Here is a 25829-nt window from a genome sequence, read left to right as displayed (position 1 = left end):
AGCGCTGTCGGGCGCTCCGGGCTGGAGCGACCTCTAGTCGGGCAGGCTCTTCCTTGCCACCCGTTTCTTGCCGTTCGGAGTGTCCTGCCCGATAAGGTCCAAAAATTCGGCCTGGGCGCGGGTCAGGTGCCGCTCCTTGTGGCGTATGGCCAGAAAGCGCCGCTTCGGGAAGGAAAGCGGCATCTGCACCAGCCGCCCGGCGGCTACTGCCGCCTCGGTCACGAAGCGCGACATGGCGGTCGCGCCCGCGCCGGCGATGACGGCGGTGCGCACGGCCTCGTTGGAGGAAAGCTCCAGCGCCACGTCGAGCTCCGCCGGCGCGATGCCGAGGCCCTCTAGCGCCTCCTCGAACACGGCGCGCGTGCCCGAGCCCGGTTCGCGCAGTACCCAGCGCGTGCCGGGGAGGTCGGCAGGTGCGATTTCCGTGCGGTTTGCCCAGGCGTGACCGGCCCCGATCACCAGCACCAGCTCATCCTCGGCGGCGGGCGTGACCATGAGGGCAGCGTCATCGATCTCGCCCTCGACGAAACCGAGGTCGGAAAAGCCGCCGCGCACGCTTGCCGCCACCTGCTCGGTGTTGCCGATGGTCAGTTTCAGGGAGATGCCGGGATACAGCGTCTGGAAGCGGTGCATGAAGGGCGGCAGCCAGTAATTGGCGACCGTCTGGCTGGCGGCCAGCAGCAGCGAGCCGCGCTTCAGCCCGGCGAGATCGGCCAGCACGGCTTCCGCGGAGGCGGCGCGTGCCAGCACCGCGCGGGCCTCGACCAGAAACAGCCGCCCTGCCTCGGTGAGCTCGATGCGGCGGCCCACCCGGTCGAACAGTTTTGTTGCGTGCCGCGCCTCGAGCGCCGAGATGGCCGCGCTGGTGGCCGACTGGGTGAGGTTCAGGTCGCGCGCGGCGCGGGTGACGTGCTCGCGCTCGGCCACGGCGACGAAGATGCGGAGCTGCTCCAGCGTCATGGGCGCAGCTCCGGGTGGATCACCCCACCAGCTTGATCAGCGTCAAGCTGAAGCCGGCGATGAAGATAAAGGCGGCCAGACCCAGCAGCAGCGGGCGCAGGCCTTTTGCCTTGAGCTTGCGGATGTCGGTCTCCAGCCCCATGGCGGCCAGCGCCACGCTGAGCATGAAGGTCGTGGCCATGACGATAACGCTCTTGGCCTCGGCCGGGATCGATACCACGCTGTTGATGCCGACCAGTGCGATGAAGCCCAGCACGAACCACGGCACTGGCGCCTTGGCGGCCGCATGGTCGTGGCCAAGCTTGGCCGCGCGGCGCGTGGCCAGGAAGCCGAGCGACAGCACGACGGGCGCAAGCAGCATCACGCGGCTGAGCTTTGCCACCGTGCCGAACTCGCCAGCCGCCTGGCCGCCCTGGAAGGATGCCGCCACCACCTGCGCGATCTCGTGGATCGAGGCGCCGGCCCATAGGCCGTAGGCATGGGCGTCGAGCCCCAGCAGCGCCGGCAACATCGGATAGGCGAACATGGCGATCGAGCCGAACACCGTCACGCAGGCGACCGCATAGGCCACGTCCTCGTCCGGCGCACGCGTCACCGTGTTGGTGGCGATAACGGCCGAGGCACCACAGATCGATGTGCCGGCGGCGATCAGTTCGGCAAGCTTCGGCTCCACGCCCATCGCCCGGCCGAGCCGCACGGTGAAGGCGAAGGTGGCGACCAGCGTTGCCACGATGATGGCGATGCCGGCAGCACCCACCTCCACGATCTGCGCCGCTGTCAGCTGCAGGCCGAGCAGGATGATCGCCAGCCGCAGCACGCGGCGCAGCGAGAACACCACACCAGCCTTGGCGCCTGCCGGCGTGCCGACGAGGTTGTGAAAGGCAATGCCGATGAGGATGGCGAGGATCATGGGGCTGAATACGGCCACACCCGGCATCTGCCGCAGCACGAAGGCGGCCGCCGCGATCGCAATCGTCAGCGTCAGCCCCGGCAGGACATCCAGCGCTCGCTGCCTCAAGCCAGGTGCGGCCTGCGCCGGCATCAGGCCGGCTGGCGCGGCAATGGGCGCAGCTTTGAGCGTGTCGGGGGTGGAAAGCGCGTTCATGGCTGAAATTCCGATTTGTCCTGGCCATGTCTCGCTCATTCCAATCAATCGATCCAACGCATTATATCGTAGAAACCGTTCGCTGAAAGCGAATGATTGGAAGGCAGAAGCGGAATTCCATTCACCAGCCGCTTGCTCTAAGTTTGCGCCCGGGTCCCATCAGGAGGACGCATGCAGCAATTCGAGAATGCGAAGGCCGCCGCGCTTGCCCTGCGTCCCGACGACCCGGTCTACTGCTTCCGGCCGGAGGTTCTGAAGGCCGATGCGCGCGGCTTCATGGACATGTTTCCCGGCAAGACTGCCTATGCGGTCAAAACCAATGGCGAGCAGCTGGTGCTGAAGACGCTGGTGGAGGCGGGCGTCACCGCCTTCGACGTGGCGTCGCCCGGCGAGTTCGCGGCGGTGCGGGCCGTCTCGGCGGACGTCGAAATGCTCTACATGCACCCGGTCAAGGCGCAGTCCGACATCCGGCTCGCTCTCGAAAAATACGGCATCCGCGTCATCGCGGTCGACCACGAGGCCGAGATCACCAAGCTCAGCCGTATCGTGCAGGCGCTCGACATCGATCCCGGCACGATGACCGTCTTCGTGCGCATCCAGACCAAGGGGCAGGCGGCTTACGAACTGTCAAAGAAGTTCGGCGCCGGCCCGGCCAATGGGGTTGAACTCGGCCACCGGCTGCACCGCCACGGCTACAGGGTCGGCCTCTGCTTTCACGTCGGCAGCCAGATCGAGGACCCGGACGTTTACGAGCGGGCACTGGCCTCGGCCGACTGGGTGCGCAACCGGCTGGGCTTCGAGATCGCCGCGCTCGATGTCGGCGGCGGCTTCCCGGCCGAATACGGCGAAGACCCGCGCCGCAAGAAGCGCGAAATGCCCTCGCTCGGCCAGATCATGTCGCGGCTACGGGGCGACCTGCGCGAATACGGTTTCGACGAGGTGCCGCTGGTGGCCGAGCCGGGCAGGGTCATTGTGGCGCGCGCCTTCTCGCTCATCGTCCGCGTGCTCCTGCGCAAGGGCCGCCGGCTCTACATCAATGACGGCATCTGGGCCTCGCTGTCCGACAGCTGGACCGGCAAGATCACGCTGCCGGCGCGGTTCATCCCCGACCCGGCCATCCGCTCGCGCAACGGCCAGGAACAGAACATCGTGCCGTTCAAGGTCTGTGGTGCCACCTGCGATTCCGTCGACATCCTGTCGCGGCCGTTCTGGCTGCCCGAGACGATCGACACCGGCGACTGGATCGAGATCGGCCATATCGGCGCCTATTCGCTGTCGCTCAGGACACGCTTCAACGGCTTTTTTCCCGACACCTTCGTGGAGGTGACCACGCCCTTCGAGGAGGGCGAGGCGCCGCAAGGGCTGGCCAGCCTCGAAACCATGGCGGATTAGCGGGCAACTGCGGCGCCATCGCCCTTGCACGGACGCGCCGAACTCTCGCCAAATGCTGCCATTTGTGCTGTTGTCGTCGCATGGACGACGAGCGACTAGCGACCGGTCGGCGCAAGCTGACCTTCCCCCTCTCCAAGGCAACGAGCGCGCCGCTCGATCTGGAGACGCACCTGCCGTTCCGGCTGGCGGTTCTGGTCAACCTGCTTCAGTCGCAGCGCGATCCGCGCGTTCGGGCGGTGACGGATCTGGGCCTGCGCGAGCTGCGGGTGCTTTTGAACGTCGGCGCCTACATGCCGGTGCGCGCGGCCGACATAGGCTACCAGACCCGGCTTGACCCCGGCACCATCAGCCGCGGCGTGGCGACGCTCGTGGAGCGCGGCTATGTCTCGGTGTCGAGTGATCCCGCCGACCAGCGCAGCCAGCTCGTTTCGCTCACCGACAGCGGGCGCGAGCTCTACGAACAGGTGGCCGAAGTGCTCGGCCGCCGCGCCACCGAGATCGAGCAGGTTCTGGACGCGAACGAGCGGGCGCTTCTGTTCGATTTCCTGGAGCGGCTCGAGGACAAGGCCGAGGAGGTTCTCGCGCACCACGCCCTGGAGAGCCGCCAGGCCGGACAGTCGCTTTCGGCCGACCAGCGCGAAATGCTGCGCTGGCACCGCCGCACGATGGGCTCGAAGGCGGAAGAGGGGTAGGGGCTTCTAGCGCCTTCTGGACCGGCTTTGGCTGCACCACTGGCGAGGCATGGGTCCCCGGAACCTTCGCATTTCGCTGCGCTCATGCTCCGGCCCGAAGGGGCGTAGGGTTCCGGGGACCCATGCCTCTGCGGCGACGCCATCAAAGCCGGTCCTGAACTATGTTGTCTGAGAAGGCTCTTGGCGGCGTGGTCTGCCCCGGCCGCCCTCAGATAAATGACGCGATCTGCTCCAGCGTCTTCTTCTTCAGCGCGTGCATCGGCACGGTCGCGTCCTCGGCCGGATAGCCGACCACCAGCAGCATGAACGGCTTTTCGTGGTCGGGCCGGCTGCAGATCTTGTTGAGGAAGTCCATGGGCTTGGGCGTGTGCGTCAGCGTCACCAGCCCGCAGCTGTGCAGCGCGTTGATGAGGAAGCCGGTGGCGATGCCGACGGATTCGGCGATGTAGTAGTTCTTTCGCTCCTCGCCCGCTTCCACGCCGCCGCGGCGCTGCGCGAAGATGCCGATCAGTCAGGGGGCGATTTCGAGATAGGGTTTTAGCTCGTCAGTACCCAGCGGCGCCAACGCGTCGAGCCAGGCCTCGCCCGCCTTGCGGTCGACATAGAAGGCGCGCTCCTCAATCTCGGCCTTCTCGCGGATCTCGCGCTTGGTGGCGGCATCGCCGATGGCCGAGAAGAACCAGGGCTGGTGGTTGGCTCCGCTCGGCGCCGTGCCGGCGGCCATGATGCAGTGCTCGATGATCTCGCGCGGCACCGGCCGTGGCGAGAAGCTGCGCACGGTGTGGCGGCGCCTGATCTCCTCGTAGAAGGAGCTTGCGCGCGCGATCATTTCGGATTGGTCCAGCTCGCGATAATCCGGCAGCGGCACGCTGTCATGGTCGCGCATGTCGTTCTCCTTCCAAGGGTGGGTGGTGCAGATTATTATTGTAATTACAATAAATTTCTCGCGCAAGCTGCGCCTACAGCCAGCCGCCGGAAAAGCCGGCGCGCCGCAGGCCGGTCACCACGGGCTGGCAGCGTTGCATGATGCCCCAGAGCAGCCCGGTGCGGTAGTTCTCGATCATGAGCACGACCGGGCCCTGGTCTATGCCGAAGTGATAGGGTGTCACCCACCATCCCGTGGGGCTGTCGGGCGTCGTGAACGTCTGGTTGAACGAGGGCTTGAACCCGTAGAGACGGGTTCCGCCGAGGTCCATCTTCGCGAAGTTCCTGGCCGTGGGTATGACGATCTCCGGCGCGAACGGCAAGGAGGCGATGACGACCCAGGGCGAGACTGTTCCGTCGTCCGGGCCGTATGGAGCGCCTCGGGCGATATAGTCGAAGAATTTCCGCTCCACGCCGTCGATCACCCGCGTGCACCAGCCCGGCCCGTCGCTGGCGGTGAAACCCCAGCAATGTTCGCCATAGCCCACGAAGCCCATCGGATTGCGGATCGCATATTCCTGCTGCACGAACGTCGCTTCCCGGCTGTTCTTGAAATAGTCGCTGCCGTGCTGGCGCATGAAATCGTCCCGGATCTCCCTGAAGTCGATCCACATGTGCGACAGCTGATGGGTGAACAGCGGGCCCGAAAAGAGCAGTTCGCGGCCATGGAGCTCCTTCCATTGATAGGTGGATGTGTAGGCGGCGTAGCTCTCGGGCGGCAGCGGATGGGTCGGGGAACCGAGGCCGAGGATGTAGAGAAGCAGCCCTTCGTCATAGCCGCGCCAGCGATAAGGGATAAAACCGCTCTCCGGGCGCCAGCCATGGGTCAGCGTTGCTTCGCCGTTGCGGGCCCAGTTCCAGTCGGCGCGCTCGTAGAGCGCATTGGCAAGCTGGCGGATTTCCGCCTCATCCGCGGTGTCGCGATCGAAATAGGCGGCCACCGTCAGGGCGCCTGCGAACAGGAATGCCGAGTCGATGGTGGACAGTTCGCACTGCCAGACGCGCCGGCCGGTCTCGATGTCGAGAAAATGGTAGAAGAAGCCCTTGTAGCCGGAGACGTCGGGCTCGGGCCCCTGGGGGCATTCCAGAAGGTATCGTAGCCGCTTGCGGGTAATCTTCGCCGCAAATTCCCGCAGGATCACGCGCCGTTCGACGATCACCGGGATGGTCGCCAGGGCCATGCCGATTGCCGCGATGCTTGCCGGGGTGGTCGGGTTCGTATTGTCGCGAACCAGGCCGTTATCCGGATTGGTGACCTGCAGATAGTACAATACGGTGGTGAACTGCAGCCGGGCCAGTTCCTCGACGGTCAGCGGCTGCTCGAGATCGATTTCGGTCGACGGCATTTCGGTCACGGGTCAATACCTCGCATCACATCTACATAGAGGGGGGACGAAACCCTTCTAGGAGATGCGGTTTGCGAAGGTGCCAGGGGCTGCCGTCAGGCGAACGTGACTTTCTCGCCCTCCGGAGTAGGGGCGCGCCCGACTACAGGCTCTCCAGCAGTTCCGGCGTCGGCCAACCGTCCACCGGCAGGCCGAGCCGGATCTGCTCCTGACGGATGGCCTCGCGGGTGTTGGTGCCCAGAATGCCGTCGATGCCGCCGACATCGTAGCCCTTGTCATGCAGCTTCTGCTGCAATTGCTTCATGCCTTCGCCGGTAAGGCCCTGCTCGGGGTTGCGCTTTTCGAAGGGCGGCTCGCCGGCAAAGCGGGCGGCCAGGTGCGCAGCCGTCAGCGTGTAGGTGATCGACTGATTCCACTGAAGGTAGATGTCGAAATTGTCGTAGGCGAGGAAGGCGGGGCCCTTGCGGCCCATGGGCAGCATCACGCCCGCTTTCAGGCCGTTGTCCTTGAGCGGGTTTCCGTCGCGGTCGGTCACGCCCCACGCGATCAGCTGGGAGACCGGCAGCTTGTTGGTGCGGCCGGTTTCCTCCCAGGGCATCTGCTCGGGCACGCGCACTTCCTGCAGCCAGGGTTCGTCGCGCTTCCAGCCGCGCGACTGGATCTTCTTGGCCGTCGTCATGATGACGTCGGGCACGCTCTTGCGCAGGTCGACGATGCCGTCGCCATCGCCGTCGACGCCGTTCTCCAGATAGTCGATGGGCAGGATCTGGGTCTGGCCGATCTCGCCCGCCCAGGCACCCTTGACGTCGGCCGGCAGCACGCCGTGGTCGATCAGCGTCAGCAGCGGTGCGAGCTGCTTGCGGAAGAGCTCCGGCCGGCGGCAGTCATGCGAGAGCGTGACCAGTGCGTTCAGCGTATGGAAGTCGCCCTGTACGGCGCCGAAGTCCGTTTCGAGCGCCCAGAAAGCGGTGATCACCGCGCCGGGAACGCCGAATTCCTGCTCGGCACGAGCGAAGACGTCGGCGTATTTCGTCATGTTGGCCGCGCCGTGCTTGAGCCGGTAGTCCGAGATCATGCGGCCGGAAAATTCGATGAAGGTCTGGGCGAAGACGCCCTGGGCGCGGTCGCGCTGCAGCACCTTGGGGTCGATCTCGGCCTGGTCGAGAGCGGCAAGGCCCTCGGCGCCGACCCCGGCCGCGGCGGCTTCGGCATGCAGGGCGCTTTTCCAGGCGCCGAAGTCGCCGCCGCATTCCTGCGCCATCGCCGGCGAAGCCGCAAATGCAATCAGTGCCGCCGCCAGTGCCTTCATCCGCGCCACCATCGTGACCACTCCGCGCATGCCCATGATTTCGCATCATTGTGTGCCCGATGGACATGGCAAAATGCGGGCAGCCGCCCATACCTCCGGTTGCGCGCGGATGGAAGCGGGATTTCGCGCATTTCGCGGCTTTAGGCCGCTATTTCGTCGTCTAACGGGCGTTTTCCTTCAGCCACTTCCGCCAAGCAGCCTCGGTGCCATTGAAGACGTTGATGTCGGTCTTGCCGCGGATGCCGGGAACCACGCCTGTGCCGGTGTACTGCCAGAAGGTGAAGGGATGGCTGCCGTAGCGCTCGCTGGGGTGGCCTGCCACCGAGCGCAGCCAGTAGGGATAGCCGCGGAAGCCGGCGAGTTGGTTGTCGTCGAAGAAGTCGATCGAGGTGTAGATGATCGGCTTCTTGCCGTAGTGCTTCTCCACGATCTCGAGGAAGGTCTTCATCTCGCTGCGCACCGTGGCCGGGGCGGGCCTCAGCTTGCAGGTGGGCGATTGCGGGTTCCACTCCATGTCCACCACCGGCGGCAGGGCGGAACGCTCGCGCGGCACGTTGCGGATGAACCAGGCCGCCTGCTCGGCAGCGGTGCGGCAGAAATAGTAGAAATGATAGGCCGCGCGCGGCACGCCGGCGGCCTTGGTGGCGTTCCAGTGATCTTCGAACTGGTCATCAACGCGGTCGCCGCCCTCGGTCGCCTTGATGAAGGCAAACGAGATGCCGCTGGCCTTGGCCTGCGGCCAGTCGATCGAGGTCTGGTATTTCGACACGTCGATGCCGTGCACGGGATGCTCCCACGGCGTGCGGCCGGTCCAGTCGTGCGGATTGACGTCGTCGAAGCGGGGATAGCGCACCATCACTTCGCCCTGCGTGATGGTCTGCGAGCCGGTGCGCGCGGGGGCGAGGTCGTCCACCGTGGTGCAGGCGCCAAGCGCGCCAAGCAGGATGAGGGCCGCGAGACGGCGCATCGCTTCTCCTTTGGGGCCGGCAGGGCGGCCCAGCATGCGGACGAATGCACGGCTTGTCGCCGCGCGCAAAAGGTGGTGCAGGCGCCGTTCCGAGGCGTTATGCGCGGCGGAACGGTCTCATCATGTCTTCGCCCAGCATGGTTGATTTTTGGTTGATGGCGCGAGACAGTCGGCAAAAATTTGCGCCAGGCGCGGCGGCAGTCCGGTCCCGGCCGGCGCCCAGGGGGAGACGGGAATGCAGGCTTTACTCAGGCTGGTGAAGTGGTTGCTCGGGCTTGCCGTGCTGGCGGTCGTGGGCGTGGCCATCTGGCTCGCCGTGGCCCCGCCGGCCCTGATCCGGGTGGCGGCCGGCTACACGGCCAAGATCGTCTGCTCCAACGTCTTCATCGCTGGGCGCGATCCCGAGGAGGTGCTCAGGGTCGACGTGCAGGCGCCCGGCCATCCCATCCTCAAGCTGATGTCGGTCGACGTCGACAGCGAGACCGGCACCGTCTCGGCCGCGGTGTTCGGCTGGTTCGGCGGAGGGCTCGCGGTCGCGCGCGACAATGGCGGCTGCGCCACCGTGCCGGACGGCAATGTCGAGGCGGCGAAGCTGTTCTCGCTGGAGCCGCCGTCGCAAGGCACCAAGCCAGACGAACTGTGGCCGCAGGGTGAGCGCGTGGAGCCGTCCCAAAACCCCGCCGTCGCCACGATCCTCGACGACGAAGGCGCGACCGGGCCGGGCATGCGCGCCGTGGTGGTGGTCAAGGACGGTCGCATTGTCGGCGAGCGCTATGGCACCGGCTTTTCGCAAAGCACCCCGCTGCTCGGCTGGTCGATGACCAAGACGGTCAATGCCGCGCTCATCGGCGCGCTGGTGAAGGCCGGCAAGATGTCCACCGACGCCACCGGCCTGTTCGAGGCCTGGAAGGGCGACGCGCGCGGAAAGATCAGCCTGGCCGACCTGATGGCGATGTCGTCGGGCCTCGAATTCAACGAGGACTATGGCGACGTTACTGACGTGACCCGTATGCTCTATCTGGAGCCCGACATGGCCGGCTTCGCCGCCGGCAAGCCTTTGGTGGGCGAGATCGGCAAGGTGTGGAGCTATTCCAGCGGCACGGCGGTAATCCTCTCGCGCCTCTGGCAGAATGCCGTGGGCAATAAGGCGCTGGCGCTGGACTGGCCGCGCAAGGCGCTGTTCGACCCGCTTGGCATGACGAGTGCGGTGATGGAAACCGACGCGCGCGGCACCTTCGTCGGTTCGTCCTATCTCTATGCCACCGGGCATGACTGGGCGCGCTTCGGCCAGTTCTTGGTCGACGAAGGCGTCTGGAATGGCATGCCGCTGTTGCCCGCCGGCTTCGTGTCGTGGATGCATGAGCCGGCGCCAGCTTCGAACGGCAAATATGGGCGCGGCCAGCTGTGGCTCGAAGGCCCCGACGGAGGCGATGAAGCAGACAACGCCAACGAAAAAGGTCTCGACCTGCCGGCAGACGCGTTCTGGCTGCTCGGCCATGACGGCCAGTCCATCGCCGTCGTGCCGTCGCAGAAGCTGGTCGTGGTGCGGCTGGGGCTTACGCCGTCGAAGCTCGGCTACCGGCCGCAGGCCATGGTGGCCGCGCTGTCCAAGGCGCTGGAGTAGGGGGCCTTACGCCCCCACCACTGCCTTCACCGCATAGCCGCGATAGAGCGTCTCGAAGAACACGCTCGAGTTCCGCTTGCCGGCCTCGGTCTCCAGTTCGTCGCGCAGCGTCGCCCGCGGCTCGACATGGAACTTTGCCAACCACGCCCGCAGCATCGCGCGAAACCAGCGCGGCAGGCGCTCCTGCTCGCCGAAATCGACCACGTGCAGCGAGCCTTCGGGCTTCAGCACGGCCAGCGCCGCGCTGACGGTCTTTTCCCAGCCGGGGATCATGGACAGCGAGTAGGAAACAAAAACCCGGTCGAATTTTTCCTGCCCGAACAGCGCCTTCGTATCGAAATCGGTGGCGTCGCCACGCGCCAGCGTCACGCGGGCGGCAATGCCCTCGCCGTCGATCGCGGCTTTCGCCGTCTCCAGCATCTCCGCGGAAATATCCAGGCCATAGAAGCGTGCCTCCGGATAGCGCCGGGCGGCCAGCACGATGTTGCGCCCAGTGCCGCAGCCCAGCTCCAGCACGCTGCCGCCTGCGGGCACGTCGAGCCCGTCGAGCATGCGGTCGCGGCCAAGCAGGTAATATTTGCGCGTCAGGTCGTAGATGTGGCGCTGGTGGCGGTAGATGCGGTCCATCAGGCCGGAATGGTCCGTCGAGCCCATCGCCAAAACCTCTCAGTTCTTCACATAGAGGTGGAAGCCGCCATAGATCGCTGAGCGGTCACGGGCCGTGAACTCGCGCGACTGCTCCGCCTCGTAGCGCCACTGGTCGAGCAAAGCGGGCGAGAGGCGGCCGGGCAGCAGGCTCGCCTCGGCGGCGGTGCGGAAGATCGCGCGCGCGCCGGGGGCGGCGGTGCGGCTGATCTCGCTCCACAGCGCGTTCAGCTGCTCGTCGCTCATCCAGTCCTGCGCGTCGAGCAGCACGAAGCGGTCGACGGAGCCGGCGGCCTTGCCTGCCAGAAGCTCGGTGAAATTGGCGTGGTGCACACTCACACGGTCGAGGTTTTGGCGGATCGCGGCGTAGTTCCCCGCTTCCAGATAGGCGGGAAGCGCGGCCTCGCCGGGGGCGGGATAACGGCGCGCCAGCGCCTGCCAGGCGAAGTAGTTGTCCTTCAGGGCGAAATGGCAGGTCAGCTTTTCCAGCCGTGCCGAAAGCACGCTCGCCATGGTGCCGTCGCCGGACGTGATCAGCTTGTCATACTGCGCCGGCGGAATGCCGAGGCCGAACAGCGAGGATTTTCGCGACGTCGCCCAGCGAACCAGCCGGCGGCGGAAGATTGGCTCCAGACTCTCGCGGAAGAAGCGGCGCTGTTCGGCGATCGTCTTGGCAGCCATCATCTCCGAAACATCCACGCCATAGAGGCGGGCGGTGCGGTGACCGGCGGCGATGAACAGCCCCAGCAGGCCCTTGCGGTAGAAATTCCGGTCGAAGGCGGCGATGCGGCGCTTGCCGCGCCAGTTGCGCTTTTCCCAATAGGCGCGGCTGGTCCGGTCGAGATGCGGCGCCACGAACTGGTCGTAGGCGGCGGAATTGTGCCGGTTGCCGGGGCTGCCGAAGAACCGGAACAGGTCAGCCTGCGAGGGCAGGTGGGCCACAGCCGTCAGCTTCATGCGGTTCAGCGCAATGTGGGCGGTGTTGAGGTCGACGGCATCGACATGCGCCGGAGAGCGGGTGAGGTAGGCCAGCACGTTGCAGCCGCCCGAGGCGATGGTGACGACGCGGTGGCCTTCGCCGAGTTGCATCGCCTCCATGTCGACGTCCGGGTCTTCCCAGATCTGCGGATAGACGAGGCCGGAGAACAGCAAGGTGAACAGGCGTTCCGAAAACCCTTCCTTCGAAAGCGCGCGGTTGCGATGCACCGCCTTTCCAAGGCGCTTGTTGCGGGCGAAACCGATTTCCGAGGACAGGTCGGTCATGGCAAGGCGATTCCCCGTTTGCTTTGGAGCAAGCGGGTAACGCAGCGGCATGACAGCCGGGTGACAGTTTGGTGGCGGAGCGTTTGGAGTAGGCCCGGCGCGGCCGATTGGATGCCGGCGCGGCCGCCCCACCTCGTCATCCTCGGGCCGAAGCACGAACGATAGCGACGTGCGGAGGTTCCGGGGACCCATACCGGTCGGCCGAAGCTGCCGCTGCGGAGGTCGATCCGCGCAAATCGCTGCGCTCCCTCCGCCGGGATGGCGCTTGGAAAAGCCGCGGCTCAAAGCCGGGCCGAGTTCCCGGGGATAGTTTTCTGATGCCGAACCTGCCCCGGACTGCCGGCTGAGAGTCCGAGGCCTGGGTCCCCGGAACCTCCGCACTTCGCTGCGCTCGTGGGTGAAAGGCTGCGGCATCCCTTCAAGGCCGTCCCCAGAACCTTCAACAAGGTGGGATCAAGGTACCCGGTAAGCCCTCGACACTGGCGACTGGCGCCGGCCGCCCCACTTCGTCATCCTCGGGCCGAAGCACGAGCGATAGCGAAGTGCGGAGGTTCCGGGGACCCATACCGATCGGCCATAACTGCCGCAGCGGTGCAGAAAGAGGGGAGGGCAAGGCGCGCCCTTACGCCCTGCCAAATCCTCCCGCCGTCGGCGTGGTCACGATGACGGCCTCGCCGGGCTCCAGCACGGTCTGGTCGCAGGCCCTCAGCGTCTGGATGGAGCCGTCGTTGCGGCGGACCTTGGTGGAACCGACCTGACCGTCGTCGCCGCCGTTCACGCCGCGCGGCGGGGCCGCGCGATGCGACGACAGGATCGCGCATTCCATCTTCTCCAGGAAGCGGATGGTGCGGCGCGTGCCGTCGCCGGCGTGCCATTTGCCCTTGCCGCCGGAGTTCTCGCGGATGTGGAAATCCTCCAGCAGCACCGGGAAGCGCAATTCGAGGATTTCCGGGTCGGTCAGGCGCGAATTGGTCATGTGGGTGTGCACGCCCGACGTGCCGTTGAAGCCGCGGCCGCTGTTCATCTGGCCGGCCGGCGAGCCGGAGCAGATCGTCTCGTAATACTGGTACTGCTTGTTGCCGTAGGTGAGGTTGTTCATCGTCCCTTGCGCGTTGGCCAACGCGCCCATGGCGCCGAACATCGCGTTGGTGACGTGCTGCGAGGTCTCGACATTCCCGGCCACCACGGCCGCCGGATAGCTCGGCCGCAGCATGCAGCCTTCCGGAATGATGATGTTGATCGGCCGCAGGCAGCCGGCATTCATCGGGATCTGGTCCTCGACCATGACGCGGAAGGCGTAGAGCACGGCTGCGCGCGCCACGGGCTCAGGGGCGTTGAAATTGTTCTTCATCACCGGCGAGGTGCCGGTGAAGTCGACGGTCGCCTCGCGCTTCTGGCGGTCGACGGTGATCTTCACCTTGATGACCTGGCCGGTGTCGGTCGGGTACTCGTATTGCGAGCTGTCGGGCAGGCGCTCCAGCACGCGGCGCACGCTTTCGGCGGCGTTGTCCTGCACGTGGCCCATATAGGCATTGACCACGTCGAGCCCGAAATGCGCGACCATCTTGCGCAACTCGGCCACGCCCTTCTCGTTGGCGGCGATCTGCGCCTTCAGGTCGGCGATGTTCTGGTGCGGGTTGCGGGCCGGGTAGGGGTGGTCGGTCAAGAGCTGCTCCAGCTCCGCCTCGCGGAATTGGCCGCGCTCGACGATGCGGAAGTTGTCGAACAGCACGCCTTCCTCGTTGACCGTGGTGGCCAGCGGCGTCATCGAGCCGGGGGCCGTGCCGCCGACATCGGCGTGGTGGCCGCGCGAGGCCGAGTAGAACAGGATCTCCTTGCCCGCGTCGTCGAACACCGGCGTCACCACGGTGATGTCGGGCAGGTGGGTGCCGCCATTGTAGGGAGCGTTCAGCGCGAAGACGTCGCCCGGATGGATGTCGCCCTCGTTGAGGCGGATGATCGTTTCCACCGAGCGGTCCATGGAGCCCAGATGCACCGGCATGTGCGGGGCGTTGGCGACGAGCGCGCCGGTGCGGTCGAAAACGGCGCAGGAGAAGTCCAGCCGTTCCTTGATGTTGACCGAGTAGGCGGTGTTCTGCAGCGTCACGCCCATCTGCTCTGCGATCGACATGAAGAGGTTGTTGAAGACCTCGAGCATGACCGGGTCGGCCTCGGTGCCGAGGGCTGCCTTGCGGCGCTTCTTTTCCGTGCGGCGCATCAGCACGTGGTCCTTGGCCGTGATCTCGGCCCGCCAGCCGGGCTCGACCACGATGGTCTGGTGGCTCTCGATGATCAGCGCCGGCCCGTCGACATGATCGCCGGGGGCCATGGCCTCGCGGCGGAACACGCCGGCGTCGTGCCAGGTGCCCTCGCCATAGAGCCCGCGCGTTTCGCCCGGCTTGGGCGTGCGGTCGGCCAGGGCCTGGTCACGCTCGTCGCGCCCGCGCCCGCTTGTGTCGGTGCCTTCGACGCCGACGGCTTCGACGATCATCGGCTTGTTGCCGTAGATGAAGCCGAACTGCGCCTTGTGCGCGGCCTCGAAGTCGGCGATCGCCTGCGAAACCGAGCCGGCTTCGAAGTTGACCGGGAGCGCGGTGTCGGTGCCGTCGTAGCGCACCTGCAGCACCGGGCGCGAGGCGACGTGCGTTTCGGCGATGCCCTGGCTGGCGAGTTCGGCGAGCACATCCTCGCGTAGTGTCGCGATCATCTCGTTGACCGCGTCGAGCGAGGCTTCGGCCAGCGGCTTCAGAAGCGCCTGCTGGCGCGAGGCGAAGACCGCCGACAGGCCGATGCCATAGGCCGAGAGCAGGCCGGAGAAGGGATGGATCAGCACCGCCTCCATGCCCAGCGCGTCGGCCACCAGGCCGGCGTGCTGCCCGCCCGCACCGCCGAAGCAGTTGAGCAGATATTCGGTGACGTCATAGCCGCGCTGGACGGAGATCTTCTTGATGGCGTTGGCCATGTTCTCCACGGCGATGGTGACGAAACCTTCAGCCACCGCTTCCGGGCTGCGGCCGTCGCCGATCTCGGCGGCCAGCGCCTCAAATTTTTTGCGCACGATGGCGGTATCGAGCGGCTGGTCCTGGCCGGGGCCGAAAATCGCAGGGAAGAAATCGGGCTGCAGCTTGCCCAGCATGACGTTGGCGTCGGTGACCGCGAGCGGCCCGCCGCGGCGATAGCAGGCGGGGCCGGGATTGGCGCCGGCCGAATCCGGCCCGGCGCGGAAGCGGCCGGCCTCGAAATGCAGGACGGAGCCGCCGCCGGCGGCAACGGTATGGATGCGCATCATCGGCGCACGCACGCGCACGCCGGCCACCTCGGTGTCGAAGGCGCGCTCATATTCGCCCTCATAATGGGCGACGTCGGTGGAGGTGCCGCCCATGTCGAAGCCGATCACCTTGTCGAAACCGGCGAGCTTGGCCGTCTCCACCATGCCGACCACGCCGCCAGCGGGACCGGACAACAGCGCGTCCTTGCCCTGGAACATGTCGGCGGCGGTGAGGCCGCCCGACGACATCATGAACATCAGGCGGGGAGAATTGGCCTCCACCGATTTGTCCATGCCCAACTCGCCAGCCACCTGGTTCACATAACGAGACAGGATCGGCGACAGATAGGCGTCCACGACGGTGGTGTCGCCGCGCCCGACCAGCTTGACCAGCGGCGAGACCTCATGGCTGACCGAAACCTGGCCAAAACCGAGGTCGCGGCAGAGCTTGGCTACGGCCTGTTCGTGCTCGGGGAACTTCCAGGCATGCATGAAGACGATGGCGACGGCATCGATGCCATCCTGCTTCGCCTGTTCGATTTCAGCTTGCACCGAGGCCATGTCGAGCAGCTTTTCCGCGCAACCGTCGGCGCGCACGCGCTCCTCGACTTCCACCACGCGTTCATAGAGCTGCTCGGGAAGGATGATCTCCTTGGCGAAGATGTCCGGCCGCGCCTGGTAGGCGATGCGCAGGGCGTCGCGGAACCCCTTGGTGATGAGCAGCAGGACGCGGTCGCCCTTGCGCTCCAGAAGCGCGTTGGTGGCGACGGTAGTGCCCATCTTGATGTCGCCGATGCGCTCCGACCGGATCGGTTCGCCGGCCTTGACGCCGAGCAGGTCACGGATGCCCTGGATGGCGGCGTCGCTATAGGCTTCGGGATTTTCAGAGAGAAGCTTGCGCGGATGCAGCCCGCCCTCGGGATCGCGGCCAATGATGTCGGTGAAGGTGCCGCCGCGGTCGATCCAGAAATCCCAGGTCTTGGCGCTCATCCCTCGCTCCCCTCAAATGGCTTGGACATAGTATATTGGGCTGCTATAGAAATCGACGGCATATCGTCAATATTTTATCGATAAAATGCAACTTAAAGGACGATCGCGATGTCGGATACCAAGGCGCAGATCGGCCCGGTGGTCGCGGCGGCGCATCTGGCCGATGGCGGCATGCCCGCCTTGTCGGAAATGGAGTTCGCGCTGACGGTGCTGAACAACGCCTTCCAGCGCTGGATGGTCCGTTGCATGGGCGCGGCCGGCCTGCCGGGCCTCGCGCCCATCGACGTGCTGATCCTGCACGCTGCCAACCACCGGGGGCGAGAGAAGACGCTGGCCGACATCTGCATGATGTACAACATCGAGGACACGCATGTGGTCGCCTATGCGCTGAAGAAGCTCGAGGGCCTCGGTCTGATCGACACCGGGCGGCGCGGCAAGGAAAAGACCGTTGCGGTGACGGAGGCGGGCGCCGCCGCCTGCCAGCGCTACCGCGAGGTGCGCGAGGCGCTGCTGGTTTCGAGCGTGAAGGGGCTTCAGTTTGACGAGGCCGAACTCAGCGGTCTTGCCGCGCTTATGCGGGCGTTGTCCGGGCAGTACGACCAGGCCGCGCGGGGGGCGGCATCCCTCTGATGCTGCGGGCGCGCCTGACGAAATGTTTCCCCGAGTCAGCGTAAGTGACGCAACCTACAGGCCTGGCTGCACATTTTAGATGCGATGACCCGTTATCGGGTGTTGCCGCCTCAAGGAGACAACTAATGAAGAAACTCATCCTCGCATCCGTTTCGGCCGTTGCGCTGTTCGGCATCGCTGCTTGCAGCGAAAGCTCTGACAAGACCACGACCCAGAGCACGACGCCGCCGGCCACCGAGCAGGCGAAGCCGCCGGCAACCACCGCGCCCGCCACGCCAGCCCCCTCGACCGGCACGGAAGGCAACATGCAGCAGAAGCCCGCCGCGCCCGCGCAGTGATGGAAAGGAGCGCAGCGTAGTTCGATTTCGAACCTGGGCCGGCCGCTTCACGCGGCGCGGCTTTCGGCGTGTCTGGTATCCGAGCCGATGCAGCGTCGCTCCGGCTCTCCACAGCCCCGCAACGTGCCTCGGCAAGGCAGGATATCGGCGCCGATATCGACTGCCGGGGCGTGTAGTGTTCCGGAAGGCCGGTCCACCCGGCCTTTCCGGGGGGCTTAGCCATTGCGGCTTCTTGTTCGCCGCGCTGGAAGCGCGTTTGGGCCTCGCCTAGTTGCAGGTTTCGTTTTAAGAAACGCCCATGTCGATTTGGGACCGCATAGGCGATTTCGTCACCCGTTTCTCTGCTTCCGCCAAAGCCGGCATTGCCGACGTCGTGGAGGCCGTGCGCACAATGTTCGAGGGCGATGCGGAGCTTCGCCGGCGTGTGGCCTTTTCCGTCGCGATGATCGCGCTTTCGGCCAAGATGGCCAAGGCCGACGGCGTGGTCACGCAGGACGAGATACGGGCGTTCCGCGAGATCTTCTCGGTACCGCCCGAGGAGGCCCGCAACGTCGCGCGGCTCTACGACCTCGCCAAACAGGATGTCGCCGGTTTCGAGGCCTACGCTGAACGGATGGCAGGCCTTTGTGGCACCGGGCACAAGAACTGTGCGATGCTGGAGGATATCCTGGACGGACTGTTCCACATCGCCAAGGCGGACGGTATCTTGCACGAGCGGGAGGAAGAGTTCCTCAAGCGCGTATCCGAAATCTTCAGGATCGAGGACGACCACTACCAGACGATCCTGGCGCGACATCTGGATGTCGGCGAGGCCGATCCTTACCGGGTGCTCGGCATAGAACGGGGGCGCCCGTTTGCAGACGTGCGCTCACACTACCGGCGACTGATCGCCCACAATCATCCCGACCGGTTGATCGCCCGCGGCCTGCCCGAAGAATTCATCCGGATCGCGACCACCCGCGTGGCGGCAATCAATGCGGCCTACGAGGCGATCGAGAAGGCGGCGCGGGCGGCATGAGCGGATTCCTGCCTGACCACCCCGGCGCCGAGGTTCGCGTTTCGCCGAATTTCACGGCGCGTCGCGGCACGGATCGCCCCGACATGATCATCCTGCACTACACCGGCATGCCGACCGCCGAGGGTGCGGAAGCGTTGCTGTGCGACCCCGCCAGCGAGGTGTCGTCCCACTACCTCGTGCATGAGGACGGCCGCATCGTGCAGATGGTGCGCGAAAGCGACCGGGCCTGGCACGCGGGCAAGAGCTCGTGGCACGGAACAGTCGATGTGAACTCCTGGTCCGTCGGCATCGAGATCGTCAATCCAGGGCATGGTCTTGGCTATCCGGCCTTCCCGACGCGCCAGATTCATGCCGTAATTGGGCTGTGCAGGGACATAATCGATCGTCACGGCATCGCTCCCGAGCGCATTTTGGCGCATTCTGATGTGGCGCCCGGTCGCAAGGTCGATCCCGGCGAAAGGTTTCCCTGGCGTCAGCTGGCGCAATCCGGAGTTGGCCACTATGTGGAGCCTGCGCGCACGCGCAATGGTGGCATTTTGCGGCGCGGCGACGAAGGCCCGGCGGTCGAAAAACTGCAGTCCATGCTTTCGCTTTATGGCTATGGCGTTGAGATAACAGGCATTTTCAACGACGAGACAGAAATCGTCGTCGCGGCCTTCCAGCGTCACTTCCGTCCGCTCAAGGTTGACGGTGTCGCCGACCCGGCGACGGTGGAGACCTTGACGCGCCTCCTTTCGGCTCTGCCTCGGCGCCCTAGCTGATTTTTCCATTAGCTCTCGCTAAATTACATTCTGTTAATTAATGTGATTTCATCGCCTTCATTCGCGCCCATTCCCTTGTCAAATCCCTTGGCGTGTCACGGGCAATCTATCCAGAAGATGGCCTTTGTTGAGTAAGGGTTGCTGCACGAAGACATTCGTGCGGCCAAGAATAGACAAGGTACACATGAGAAAAATGACCGCGATGGCGGCAGCGCTTGCTGCCGCGTTCACCAGCTTTGCCGCAAACGCCCAGCCTCAGGCTTCCAAGAGCTCGAAAGTGACGGAAAAGGTCTCCGTCGCTTCTGCCGTTAACGACACTGATGACGCGATCGGTCTGCCGGGCGTGAGGGGCTTCACCAGCACACTGCACCTCGAGGCATCCCATGGAGTGAAGGCACCGCGCAAGCACTCGAAGCACAGGGCCAACCGTCATGCGCACGCCAAGCGCGTCAAGGTGGTGCTGAACCGGCGTGGCGGTGGCCTTCCGGGCGTCGACAAAGTACAGACCGCCTCGGCCATAATCACAAACGCCGCCGCTCCGACGCCGCAGCTTGCCAAGGCGCAGTACAGCACCATCGTCGCCCACTATGCCGCGGCCTATGGCGTTCCGGCGCAGCTCGCCCATGCGGTGATCAAGGTGGAAAGCAACTACCGCGCCAACGCTCGCGGCGGCGCAGGTGAGATCGGCCTGATGCAGATCAAACCGGCCACCGCCCGCATGATGGGCTACAACGGCAGCGCCAGCGGCCTGTTCAACCCCGAGACCAACATCAAGTACGGCATGAAGTATCTTGCCAAGGCGCATTCGCTTGGCGGCGGCAGCACCTGCGGCACGATCCTGAAGTACAATGCCGGTCATGGCGCCACGCGCATGAACCCGGTTTCGGCAGCCTACTGCAGCAGGGTGAAGCAGCAGCTCGCCATGAACTAATGCGGGGATGTCCGGGCCTGTCCCGGCCGGCCGGTGGCTTTTTCATTTGCGTTTTTGCGCGCGAATGCCTTTATACGAACCGCCAGCTGGCCGGGCGGCCGCACCTTCGAGAGTCGAAAGGCTGAAGGTGAGGAAAGTCCGGGCTCCATGGAAGCACGGTGCCGGATAATGACCGGCGGGGGTGACCCCAGGGATAGTGCCACAGAAAGCAAACCGCCGCGGATTCGTCCGCGGTAAGGGTGAAAGGGTGGGGTAAGAGCCCACCGCGCGACTGGCGACAGGAGCGGCACGGTAAACCCCACCGGGAGCAAGACCGAATAGGGATGACAGAGGGGCGACCCTCAGGGCTGTTTCCGGCCCGGTCATCCGGGTAGGTTGCGTGAGGCGCATGGCAACATGCGCCCAAGACGAATGGCCGCCACGTTCCCGCGCCGCAAGGCACGGGGGCCATACAGAACCCGGCTTACAGGCCGGCTGGCACTCTTTCCTTTATCCGAGCCTGTTTCGCCGTCGCCTAATTGGCGGCGGCTTTGCGCGTTAGGGGCTCAGCTCCCGATGCGGTCCAGCGACGTCTTGATCGCCGCCCACAATTCCTCGACCGGCTCGCAGCCCACGGCAATGCGCACGAAGCCCGGCGCTACCGCGTCGCCGCGCTTTGCCCGCCGCTCGGCCGATGTGTGCACGCTGCCGAACGAGGTTGCCGCCTGCATCAGCGGGCAGCCATTGATGAAATCTTCAGCCTGATCCTCTGACGCCAGCACGAGGCTGACCAAAAAGCCGAAACGCTCCATCTGCATGCGGGCGAGATTGTGCGACGGGTCGTCCTCGAGGCCCGGAAAGCGCACCATCTGCACAGCCGGATGCTGCTTCAGGCGGCGGGCGATGATCTCGGCCGACGAGCACATGCGGTCGAAACGCACCTCGAGCGTCTCGAGGCCGCGATGCACGAGCCAGGCGTCGAACGGGCTCGGGATGCTGCCCGACATGGTGCGCCAGTCGTGCACGGCGGCGACGATGTCGGCATCGCGGCTGGCCACGTGGCCGAACAGCGCATCCGAATGGCCATTGGGTGCCTTGGTGTCGGCGGCGACGACGATGTCGGCGCCCAGATCGAGCGGGCGCTGGCCGTATGGGGTCATGGTGGTGTTGTCGACAACGACGATCGCGCCAGCGGCATGGGCGGATTCTGCCACCGCTGCGATGTCGCAGATGTCCAGGTTCGGGTTCGAAGGGCTCTCAACGAAGATCAGCCGGTAGCCTTCGAAGCCGCCGTCCAGGAAGGTCGCCGTCGGCCGTGTATCGATGCCGATGCCGAGCTTGCCGAGGAAGCGGTCCGCCAGGATGCGCGTGGTGTGATAGCCGTCCGCGGGCAGCAGGATGCGGTCGCCGGTCTTGAGCAGCGCGAACATCACCGCGGCGATGGCCGCCATGCCGGACGGAAACGCCACGCTGCGCGCATCTTCCAGATGCGACAGCATCTCCTCTACCGCGTCCCAGGTGGGGTTCGAAAAACGGCCATATTGATGAACGCCGGTCGAATCGCCGGGGGTGTGAAACGTCGCCGCCGAGACAAGGGGCAGGGGGACGGGATCGCCGGGTTCGAGCGTTTTGCCGCGGAGATGGACAAGAGAGGCGGCGCGCGACTGCGTGGTTTCGGTCATGGCTTTGGCTGGCTTTCGGCGTTTCTGCGACTGCCGCAAAGCTATTCCGGCAAGGCGCGCGGCACAAGGACGACGCCATCGCTAACCGCTTCTAAACGTTTCGTTAGTCTTAATGGAGGATAAAGACCGCAACGCCGCCAATGTTGCCGCAAGCGACGGTTAGGCGGGAGTTGTGCAGCCCGTTCCCGTTGACGCCCATATTGGCCCATGTTATCCCATTTGGACAATCAAGACTTCGTTTCGGTCCTGGGTGAAGCGTCCCCCGAACACGCAGCGGAGGCTGCTGCGCGGGGCGGCATTTTTGCATTCGAAAACAAGGGATTCGTGGCGAAGGCACAGCCTGGTTGTCCGGTGACGGGCTTGGCGGCGGGCGACGCGACGGAGGCGGCTAAATCGAGTGATGGACCGGTTTCTGTCCAATGCGGTGAACAGGATCGACGCCAAGGGGCGCGTCTCCGTTCCCGCGCATTTCCGTTCCGTCGTCCAGAAGCGCGGCTACAGCGAGCTTTATGCGCTTCGGGCGCTCGAAACCCCGTCTCTGGATGTGGGTGGGCTCGATCTGCTCGACCATTACGAGCAGCGGATCGCGCGGGAAGACTCCTTCCTGCGCACGGCGGACGACATGTCCTTCTTCTGTCATGGCGACGGGATGTTCCTGAAGCTCGATCAGGACGGCCGCATCACGGTTACGGATTTCATGCGCGAGCACACCGGCATCTCCTCGGAGGTGGCGTTTGTGGGGCGCGGCCGCTTCTTTCAGATGTGGGAGCCGGAACGGCTGCGCGTCTACGGAGCGGAGGTGCGGACCCGGCTTTTGAAGCTTCGGCAGGGGACAGGCACGCAGGCAGCAGGAGAAACGGAATGATGGTAGGCAGCGGCGAAGACGACCATGCCGTTGGCGGACCGGCCCGCCACATTCCGGTTCTTCTTGACGAAGTGATCTCGGCGCTGAGCCCCGGGCAGCGCGAGACCATCGTCGACGGCACCTTCGGCGCCGGTGGCTACACCCGCGCCATCCTGGCAACAGGGGCGAACGTGATTGCGATTGACCGCGATCCGGATGCGATCTCGGCCGGTCGCGAGCTGGAGGAGAAGTCCGCTGGCCGCCTGCGCCTCGTCCACGCACCTTTCTCCAATCTCGACGCGCATGCATCGCAGGTCGACGGCGTGGTGCTCGACATCGGCGTGTCCTCCATGCAGCTCGACCAGGCCGAGCGCGGCTTTTCCTTCCGCGCCGACGGGCCTCTCGACATGCGCATGGCGCAGGCGGGCCTGAGTGCGGCTGACGTCGTCAACCGCTTCAAGTCGGGCGATCTCGCGCGCATCTTCGGCTTTCTGGGAGAGGAGCGCCACGCCGGCCGCATCGCCCGCATGATCGAGAGGCGCCGCGCCGAACGTCCCTTCGAGCGGACGCGCGACCTGGCCGAGGCGATTGCCGATCTCGTCGGGCGCAACCCCAAGGACAAGATCCATCCCGCGACCCGCGTGTTCCAGGCGCTGCGCATTTACGTCAATGACGAACTCGGCGAGCTGGCGCGCGCGCTGTTTGCTGCGGAACAGGCGCTGAAGCCTGGCGGTCGGTTGGTGGTGGTCACCTTCCATTCGCTCGAGGATCGCATCGTCAAGCGCTTCATCGCAGACCGTTCGAGCACTGTTGCCGGCTCGCGCTATCTGCCTGAAACGCAAACGAAATCAATCACCTTCAAGAAGGCCGGCAGCGCTGTGTCGCCGACCGAGCGCGAGACCGAGGCCAATCCGCGCGCGCGCTCGGCCAAGCTGCGCGCCGCGATCCGCACCGGGGCATCGGCCCGCGCGCCCGACTTTTCTATCTTCGGCCTGCCGAAGCTTCCCGAAATCCGGCCTGCTGGAGAAAGGTAGAAACATGTTCCGCACAAGCGACATCGTTCTTATCGCGGTGATGGTTTCGGCAGCCGCCTTCACCTACAAGACCAAGCACGAGGCCGAGGAGCAACTCGTCGCAGTCCGCAAGATCGAACAGCAGATACGTTTCGAGGAAGATTCGATTGACCTGCTCAAGGCGGATTGGAGCCTGCTGACCCAGCCCGCACGCCTGCAGAAGCTGGCGGAAACCTATCAGGCCGAGTTGCAGCTCCAGCCCGTGGAGGCGCGGCAGATCGTCGGCCTGGATGACCTGCCGTCGCGACCGATCGAAGCTCATGATCCCTCGCGACCGCTGGGCGGAATGGCCGACAATGGCACCGACAAGGTGGTCACGGGAGCGGTGGTGCGGTGATGAAGCTCTGGCGCAGGCGCATATCCAACGGCCAGGCCTCGACTGCATCCATCGTCGTCGACGGTGCCCGCAAGGCGACGGGCGGCCGGACGAAGAACCGCGTCATCATGACCATGGCGGTGTTTTTCGGCATCTATGCCACGATCGCGGGTCGGCTGGTCTATCTTGGCATGCTGGAACCCGACGAGAGCGGCGGCCCGGTTTCGCGGGTGACGGCCTCCCGGCCGGACATCGTCGACCGCAACGGCGAGGTGCTGGCCACCGACATCAAGACGTCCTCCCTGTTCGCCGAGCCGCGCCGTATCGTCGATGCCGACGAGGTGATCGAAAAGCTGTCGACCGTGCTGCCCGATATCGAGGTCGAGCAGACCTACAAGAAGCTGAAAAGCGGCGCCGGATTCGTCTGGCTGAAGCGCCAGCTCACGCCCAGGCAGCAGGCCGATATCATGCAGCTCGGCCTGCCCGGCATCGGATTCCGCACCGAAAAGCGGCGCTTTTATCCAGGCGGCCCGACCGCTTCGCACATTCTCGGCCTGACCAATATCGACAATCAGGGCATCGCCGGGATGGAGAAATATATCGACGACCAGGGGCTCGCCGATCTCCAGGCCTCGGGACTGGCCGTTGCCAAGGACCTGAAGCCGGTGCGCCTGTCGATCGACATCCGCGTCCAGCACATCGTGCGCGACGAGGTCGCCCGGGCGATGGAAAAGTACCAGGCGATCGCCGCCGGCGCGGTGGTCCTCAACGTCAAGACCGGCGAGGTGCTGGCGATGGCGTCGGTGCCCGATTTCGATCCAAACAACCCCTACAACGCGCTCGACAAGGACCGCCTGAACCGCATGTCGGCTGGCGTCTATGAGATGGGCTCGACCATCAAGAGCTTCACCACGGCCATGGCCCTCGATTCCGGCAAGGTGAACCTCAACAGCACCTTCGACGCGACGAAACCCATAACCATCGGGCGCCAGACCATCCGCGACTTCCACGGCAAGGGCAGGGTGCTGAGCGTGCCGGAAGTCTTCATCTATTCGTCGAACATCGGCTCGGCGCGCGAGGCCGACGTCGTCGGCATCGAGGGGCATCGCGAGTTCCTGAAGCGCATCGGCCTGCTCGACCGCCTGCAGACCGAGCTTCCCGAAGTGGCGCGGCCCACCGAGCCGAAGGTGTGGAAGAAGGTCCACTCCATCACTATTTCCTTCGGTCACGGCATGTCGACGACGCCGTTGCAGACGGCGGTAGGCGCTGCCGCATTGATGAATGGCGGCCGGCTGATGAACCCCACATTCCTTCCGCGTACGGAAGAGGAGGCCGAAGCGGGCGCCCGCCAGGTGGTCAACAAGAAGACCAGTGAGGACATGCGCTATCTCTATCGCCTGAATGCGGAGAAGGGCTCGGGCAAGAACGCCGAGGTCCCCGGCTACCGCGTCGGCGGCAAGACGGGCACGGCCGAAAAAGTCGTCAACGGACGCTATGCGGCCAATGTCAGATTCAACGCCTTCGTAGCCGCCTTCCCGATGGACGATCCGCAATACATCGTGCTCAGCGTGATCGATGAACCGAAGCCTGAAAAGCCGGGCATGGCAGCCACGGCCGGCCTCAATGCGGCGCCGATCGTGGCCAATATCATCAGGCGCTCAGCTTCCTTTCTTGGCGTGAAGCCAGATTTCGGCCATGAAAATCAGGCAACGCTGGTGTCCTACCAATGATTCTCCAGGCGCGCCGGCAAGGCGCGCCATTTGTTTGTGACG

At 65.3% G+C, this 25829-nt stretch carries 23 protein-coding genes and 1 other RNA gene; 13 read left to right on the top strand and 11 right to left on the bottom strand.

Annotated features, from left to right (window positions below; translation table 11 throughout):
• Positions 1–33: 33 nt before the first annotated feature.
• Together ABLE85_RS07020 and ABLE85_RS07015 are read right to left on the bottom strand one after the other, a co-directional pair.
• A complete protein-coding gene (locus ABLE85_RS07020) occupies positions 34–960 on the bottom strand; it encodes a LysR substrate-binding domain-containing protein (RefSeq protein WP_348791973.1) in 927 nt (308 codons plus the stop codon).
• Positions 961–979: 19 nt separating this feature from the next.
• Positions 980–2002 carry a YeiH family protein gene (locus ABLE85_RS07015; protein ID WP_348792125.1) on the bottom strand — a complete coding sequence of 341 codons (1023 nt, stop codon included), beginning with the start codon at positions 2000–2002 and terminating at the stop codon, positions 980–982.
• A 234-nt stretch (positions 2003–2236) separates the two neighbouring features.
• Here ABLE85_RS07015 and ABLE85_RS07010 point away from each other — a divergent pair, with 234 nt between their 5' ends.
• Positions 2237–3457, top strand: a complete 1221-nt coding sequence (locus ABLE85_RS07010; protein WP_348791972.1) for an alanine racemase — start codon at positions 2237–2239, stop codon at positions 3455–3457.
• Between the two features lie 80 nt (positions 3458–3537).
• Positions 3538–4149, top strand: a complete 612-nt coding sequence (locus ABLE85_RS07005; protein WP_348791971.1) for a winged helix DNA-binding protein — start codon at positions 3538–3540, stop codon at positions 4147–4149.
• A 208-nt stretch (positions 4150–4357) separates the two neighbouring features.
• On the opposite strand, the gene ABLE85_RS07000 is transcribed toward ABLE85_RS07005, so the two are convergent.
• The 5 genes from ABLE85_RS07000 to ABLE85_RS06980 all read right to left on the bottom strand — a co-directional run bounded on the left by ABLE85_RS07000 (position 4358) and on the right by ABLE85_RS06980 (position 8695).
• Positions 4358–4627 (bottom strand): hypothetical protein, encoded by a 270-nt coding sequence (locus ABLE85_RS07000; RefSeq protein ID WP_348791970.1) that lies wholly within the window; start codon positions 4625–4627, stop codon positions 4358–4360.
• A gap of 33 nt (positions 4628–4660) precedes the next feature.
• A complete protein-coding gene (locus tag ABLE85_RS06995; RefSeq protein WP_348791969.1) occupies positions 4661–5035 on the bottom strand; it encodes a nitroreductase family protein in 375 nt (124 codons plus the stop codon).
• 73 nt (positions 5036–5108) lie between these two features.
• A complete protein-coding gene (locus ABLE85_RS06990; RefSeq protein ID WP_348791968.1) occupies positions 5109–6428 on the bottom strand; it encodes a glucoamylase family protein in 1320 nt (439 codons plus the stop codon).
• A 133-nt stretch (positions 6429–6561) separates the two neighbouring features.
• Positions 6562–7740, bottom strand: coding sequence for a lytic murein transglycosylase (locus ABLE85_RS06985; protein WP_348792124.1), 1179 nt, complete (start codon positions 7738–7740; stop codon positions 6562–6564).
• Positions 7741–7888: 148 nt separating this feature from the next.
• Complete coding sequence (locus tag ABLE85_RS06980) at positions 7889–8695, bottom strand: GH25 family lysozyme (protein WP_348791967.1); 807 nt, start codon at positions 8693–8695, stop codon at positions 7889–7891.
• A 235-nt stretch (positions 8696–8930) separates the two neighbouring features.
• Here ABLE85_RS06980 and ABLE85_RS06975 point away from each other — a divergent pair, with 235 nt between their 5' ends.
• The gene (locus tag ABLE85_RS06975) at positions 8931–10319 is read left to right on the top strand and encodes a serine hydrolase (protein ID WP_348791966.1); all 1389 of its coding nucleotides are present in this window, start codon (positions 8931–8933) and stop codon (positions 10317–10319) included.
• A 6-nt stretch (positions 10320–10325) separates the two neighbouring features.
• Here ABLE85_RS06975 and ABLE85_RS06970 read toward each other — a convergent pair whose 3' ends face one another.
• The 3 genes from ABLE85_RS06970 to ABLE85_RS06960 form a co-directional block, all read right to left on the bottom strand.
• Positions 10326–10973 carry a class I SAM-dependent methyltransferase gene (locus ABLE85_RS06970; protein WP_348791965.1) on the bottom strand — a complete coding sequence of 216 codons (648 nt, stop codon included), beginning with the start codon at positions 10971–10973 and terminating at the stop codon, positions 10326–10328.
• A 12-nt stretch (positions 10974–10985) separates the two neighbouring features.
• Complete coding sequence (locus tag ABLE85_RS06965; protein WP_348791964.1) at positions 10986–12278, bottom strand: DUF3419 family protein; 1293 nt, start codon at positions 12276–12278, stop codon at positions 10986–10988.
• Positions 12279–12849: 571 nt separating this feature from the next.
• Entirely contained in the window at positions 12850–16485 is a 3636-nt protein-coding gene (locus ABLE85_RS06960; RefSeq protein WP_348791963.1) for a hydantoinase B/oxoprolinase family protein, read from the bottom strand.
• A 108-nt stretch (positions 16486–16593) separates the two neighbouring features.
• Between ABLE85_RS06960 and ABLE85_RS06955 the strand changes: the two genes are divergently transcribed.
• From ABLE85_RS06955 to rnpB, 6 genes are all read left to right on the top strand, one after another.
• Entirely contained in the window at positions 16594–17115 is a 522-nt protein-coding gene (locus ABLE85_RS06955; RefSeq protein WP_348791962.1) for a winged helix DNA-binding protein, read from the top strand.
• Between the two features lie 125 nt (positions 17116–17240).
• Positions 17241–17453: a hypothetical protein gene (locus ABLE85_RS06950; RefSeq protein WP_348791961.1), complete on the top strand. Its 213-nt coding sequence runs from the start codon at positions 17241–17243 to the stop codon at positions 17451–17453.
• Positions 17454–17751: 298 nt separating this feature from the next.
• Positions 17752–18471 carry a DnaJ family molecular chaperone gene (locus ABLE85_RS06945; protein ID WP_348791960.1) on the top strand — a complete coding sequence of 240 codons (720 nt, stop codon included), beginning with the start codon at positions 17752–17754 and terminating at the stop codon, positions 18469–18471.
• Positions 18468–19232, top strand: coding sequence for an N-acetylmuramoyl-L-alanine amidase (locus ABLE85_RS06940; protein ID WP_348791959.1), 765 nt, complete (start codon positions 18468–18470; stop codon positions 19230–19232). Before ABLE85_RS06945 ends, ABLE85_RS06940 begins: the two co-directional genes overlap by 4 nt.
• 184 nt (positions 19233–19416) lie before the next feature.
• Positions 19417–20163, top strand: coding sequence for a transglycosylase SLT domain-containing protein (locus ABLE85_RS06935; RefSeq protein ID WP_348791958.1), 747 nt, complete (start codon positions 19417–19419; stop codon positions 20161–20163).
• Positions 20164–20245: 82 nt separating this feature from the next.
• Positions 20246–20645: RNase P RNA component class A (gene rnpB / locus ABLE85_RS06930), an RNA gene on the top strand.
• Between the two features lie 63 nt (positions 20646–20708).
• Here the strand turns inward: rnpB and ABLE85_RS06925 are convergent.
• The gene (locus ABLE85_RS06925; protein WP_348791957.1) at positions 20709–21824 is read right to left on the bottom strand and encodes a cystathionine gamma-lyase; all 1116 of its coding nucleotides are present in this window, start codon (positions 21822–21824) and stop codon (positions 20709–20711) included.
• Positions 21825–22224: 400 nt separating this feature from the next.
• On the opposite strand from ABLE85_RS06925, the gene mraZ reads away from it, so the two are divergent.
• The 4 genes from mraZ to ABLE85_RS06905 are packed head-to-tail and all read left to right on the top strand — an operon-like array spanning position 22225 to position 25787.
• Entirely contained in the window at positions 22225–22689 is a 465-nt protein-coding gene (mraZ, locus tag ABLE85_RS06920) for a division/cell wall cluster transcriptional repressor MraZ (RefSeq protein WP_348792123.1), read from the top strand.
• Positions 22686–23702, top strand: a complete 1017-nt coding sequence (rsmH, locus tag ABLE85_RS06915) for a 16S rRNA (cytosine(1402)-N(4))-methyltransferase RsmH (RefSeq protein WP_348791956.1) — start codon at positions 22686–22688, stop codon at positions 23700–23702. Before mraZ ends, rsmH begins: the two co-directional genes overlap by 4 nt.
• A gap of 4 nt (positions 23703–23706) precedes the next feature.
• Positions 23707–24078, top strand: a complete 372-nt coding sequence (locus ABLE85_RS06910) for a hypothetical protein (RefSeq protein WP_348791955.1) — start codon at positions 23707–23709, stop codon at positions 24076–24078.
• Positions 24078–25787, top strand: a complete 1710-nt coding sequence (locus ABLE85_RS06905) for a penicillin-binding protein 2 (RefSeq protein ID WP_348791954.1) — start codon at positions 24078–24080, stop codon at positions 25785–25787. The genes ABLE85_RS06910 and ABLE85_RS06905 overlap by 1 nt, the downstream gene beginning before the upstream one ends.
• Positions 25788–25829: the final 42 nt, after the last annotated feature.

It is taken from the genome of Mesorhizobium sp. KR1-2, assembly GCF_040045035.1.
GTDB lineage: Bacteria > Pseudomonadota > Alphaproteobacteria > Rhizobiales > Rhizobiaceae > Pseudaminobacter.
This window is presented reverse-complemented; position numbering and strand designations above follow the sequence as displayed.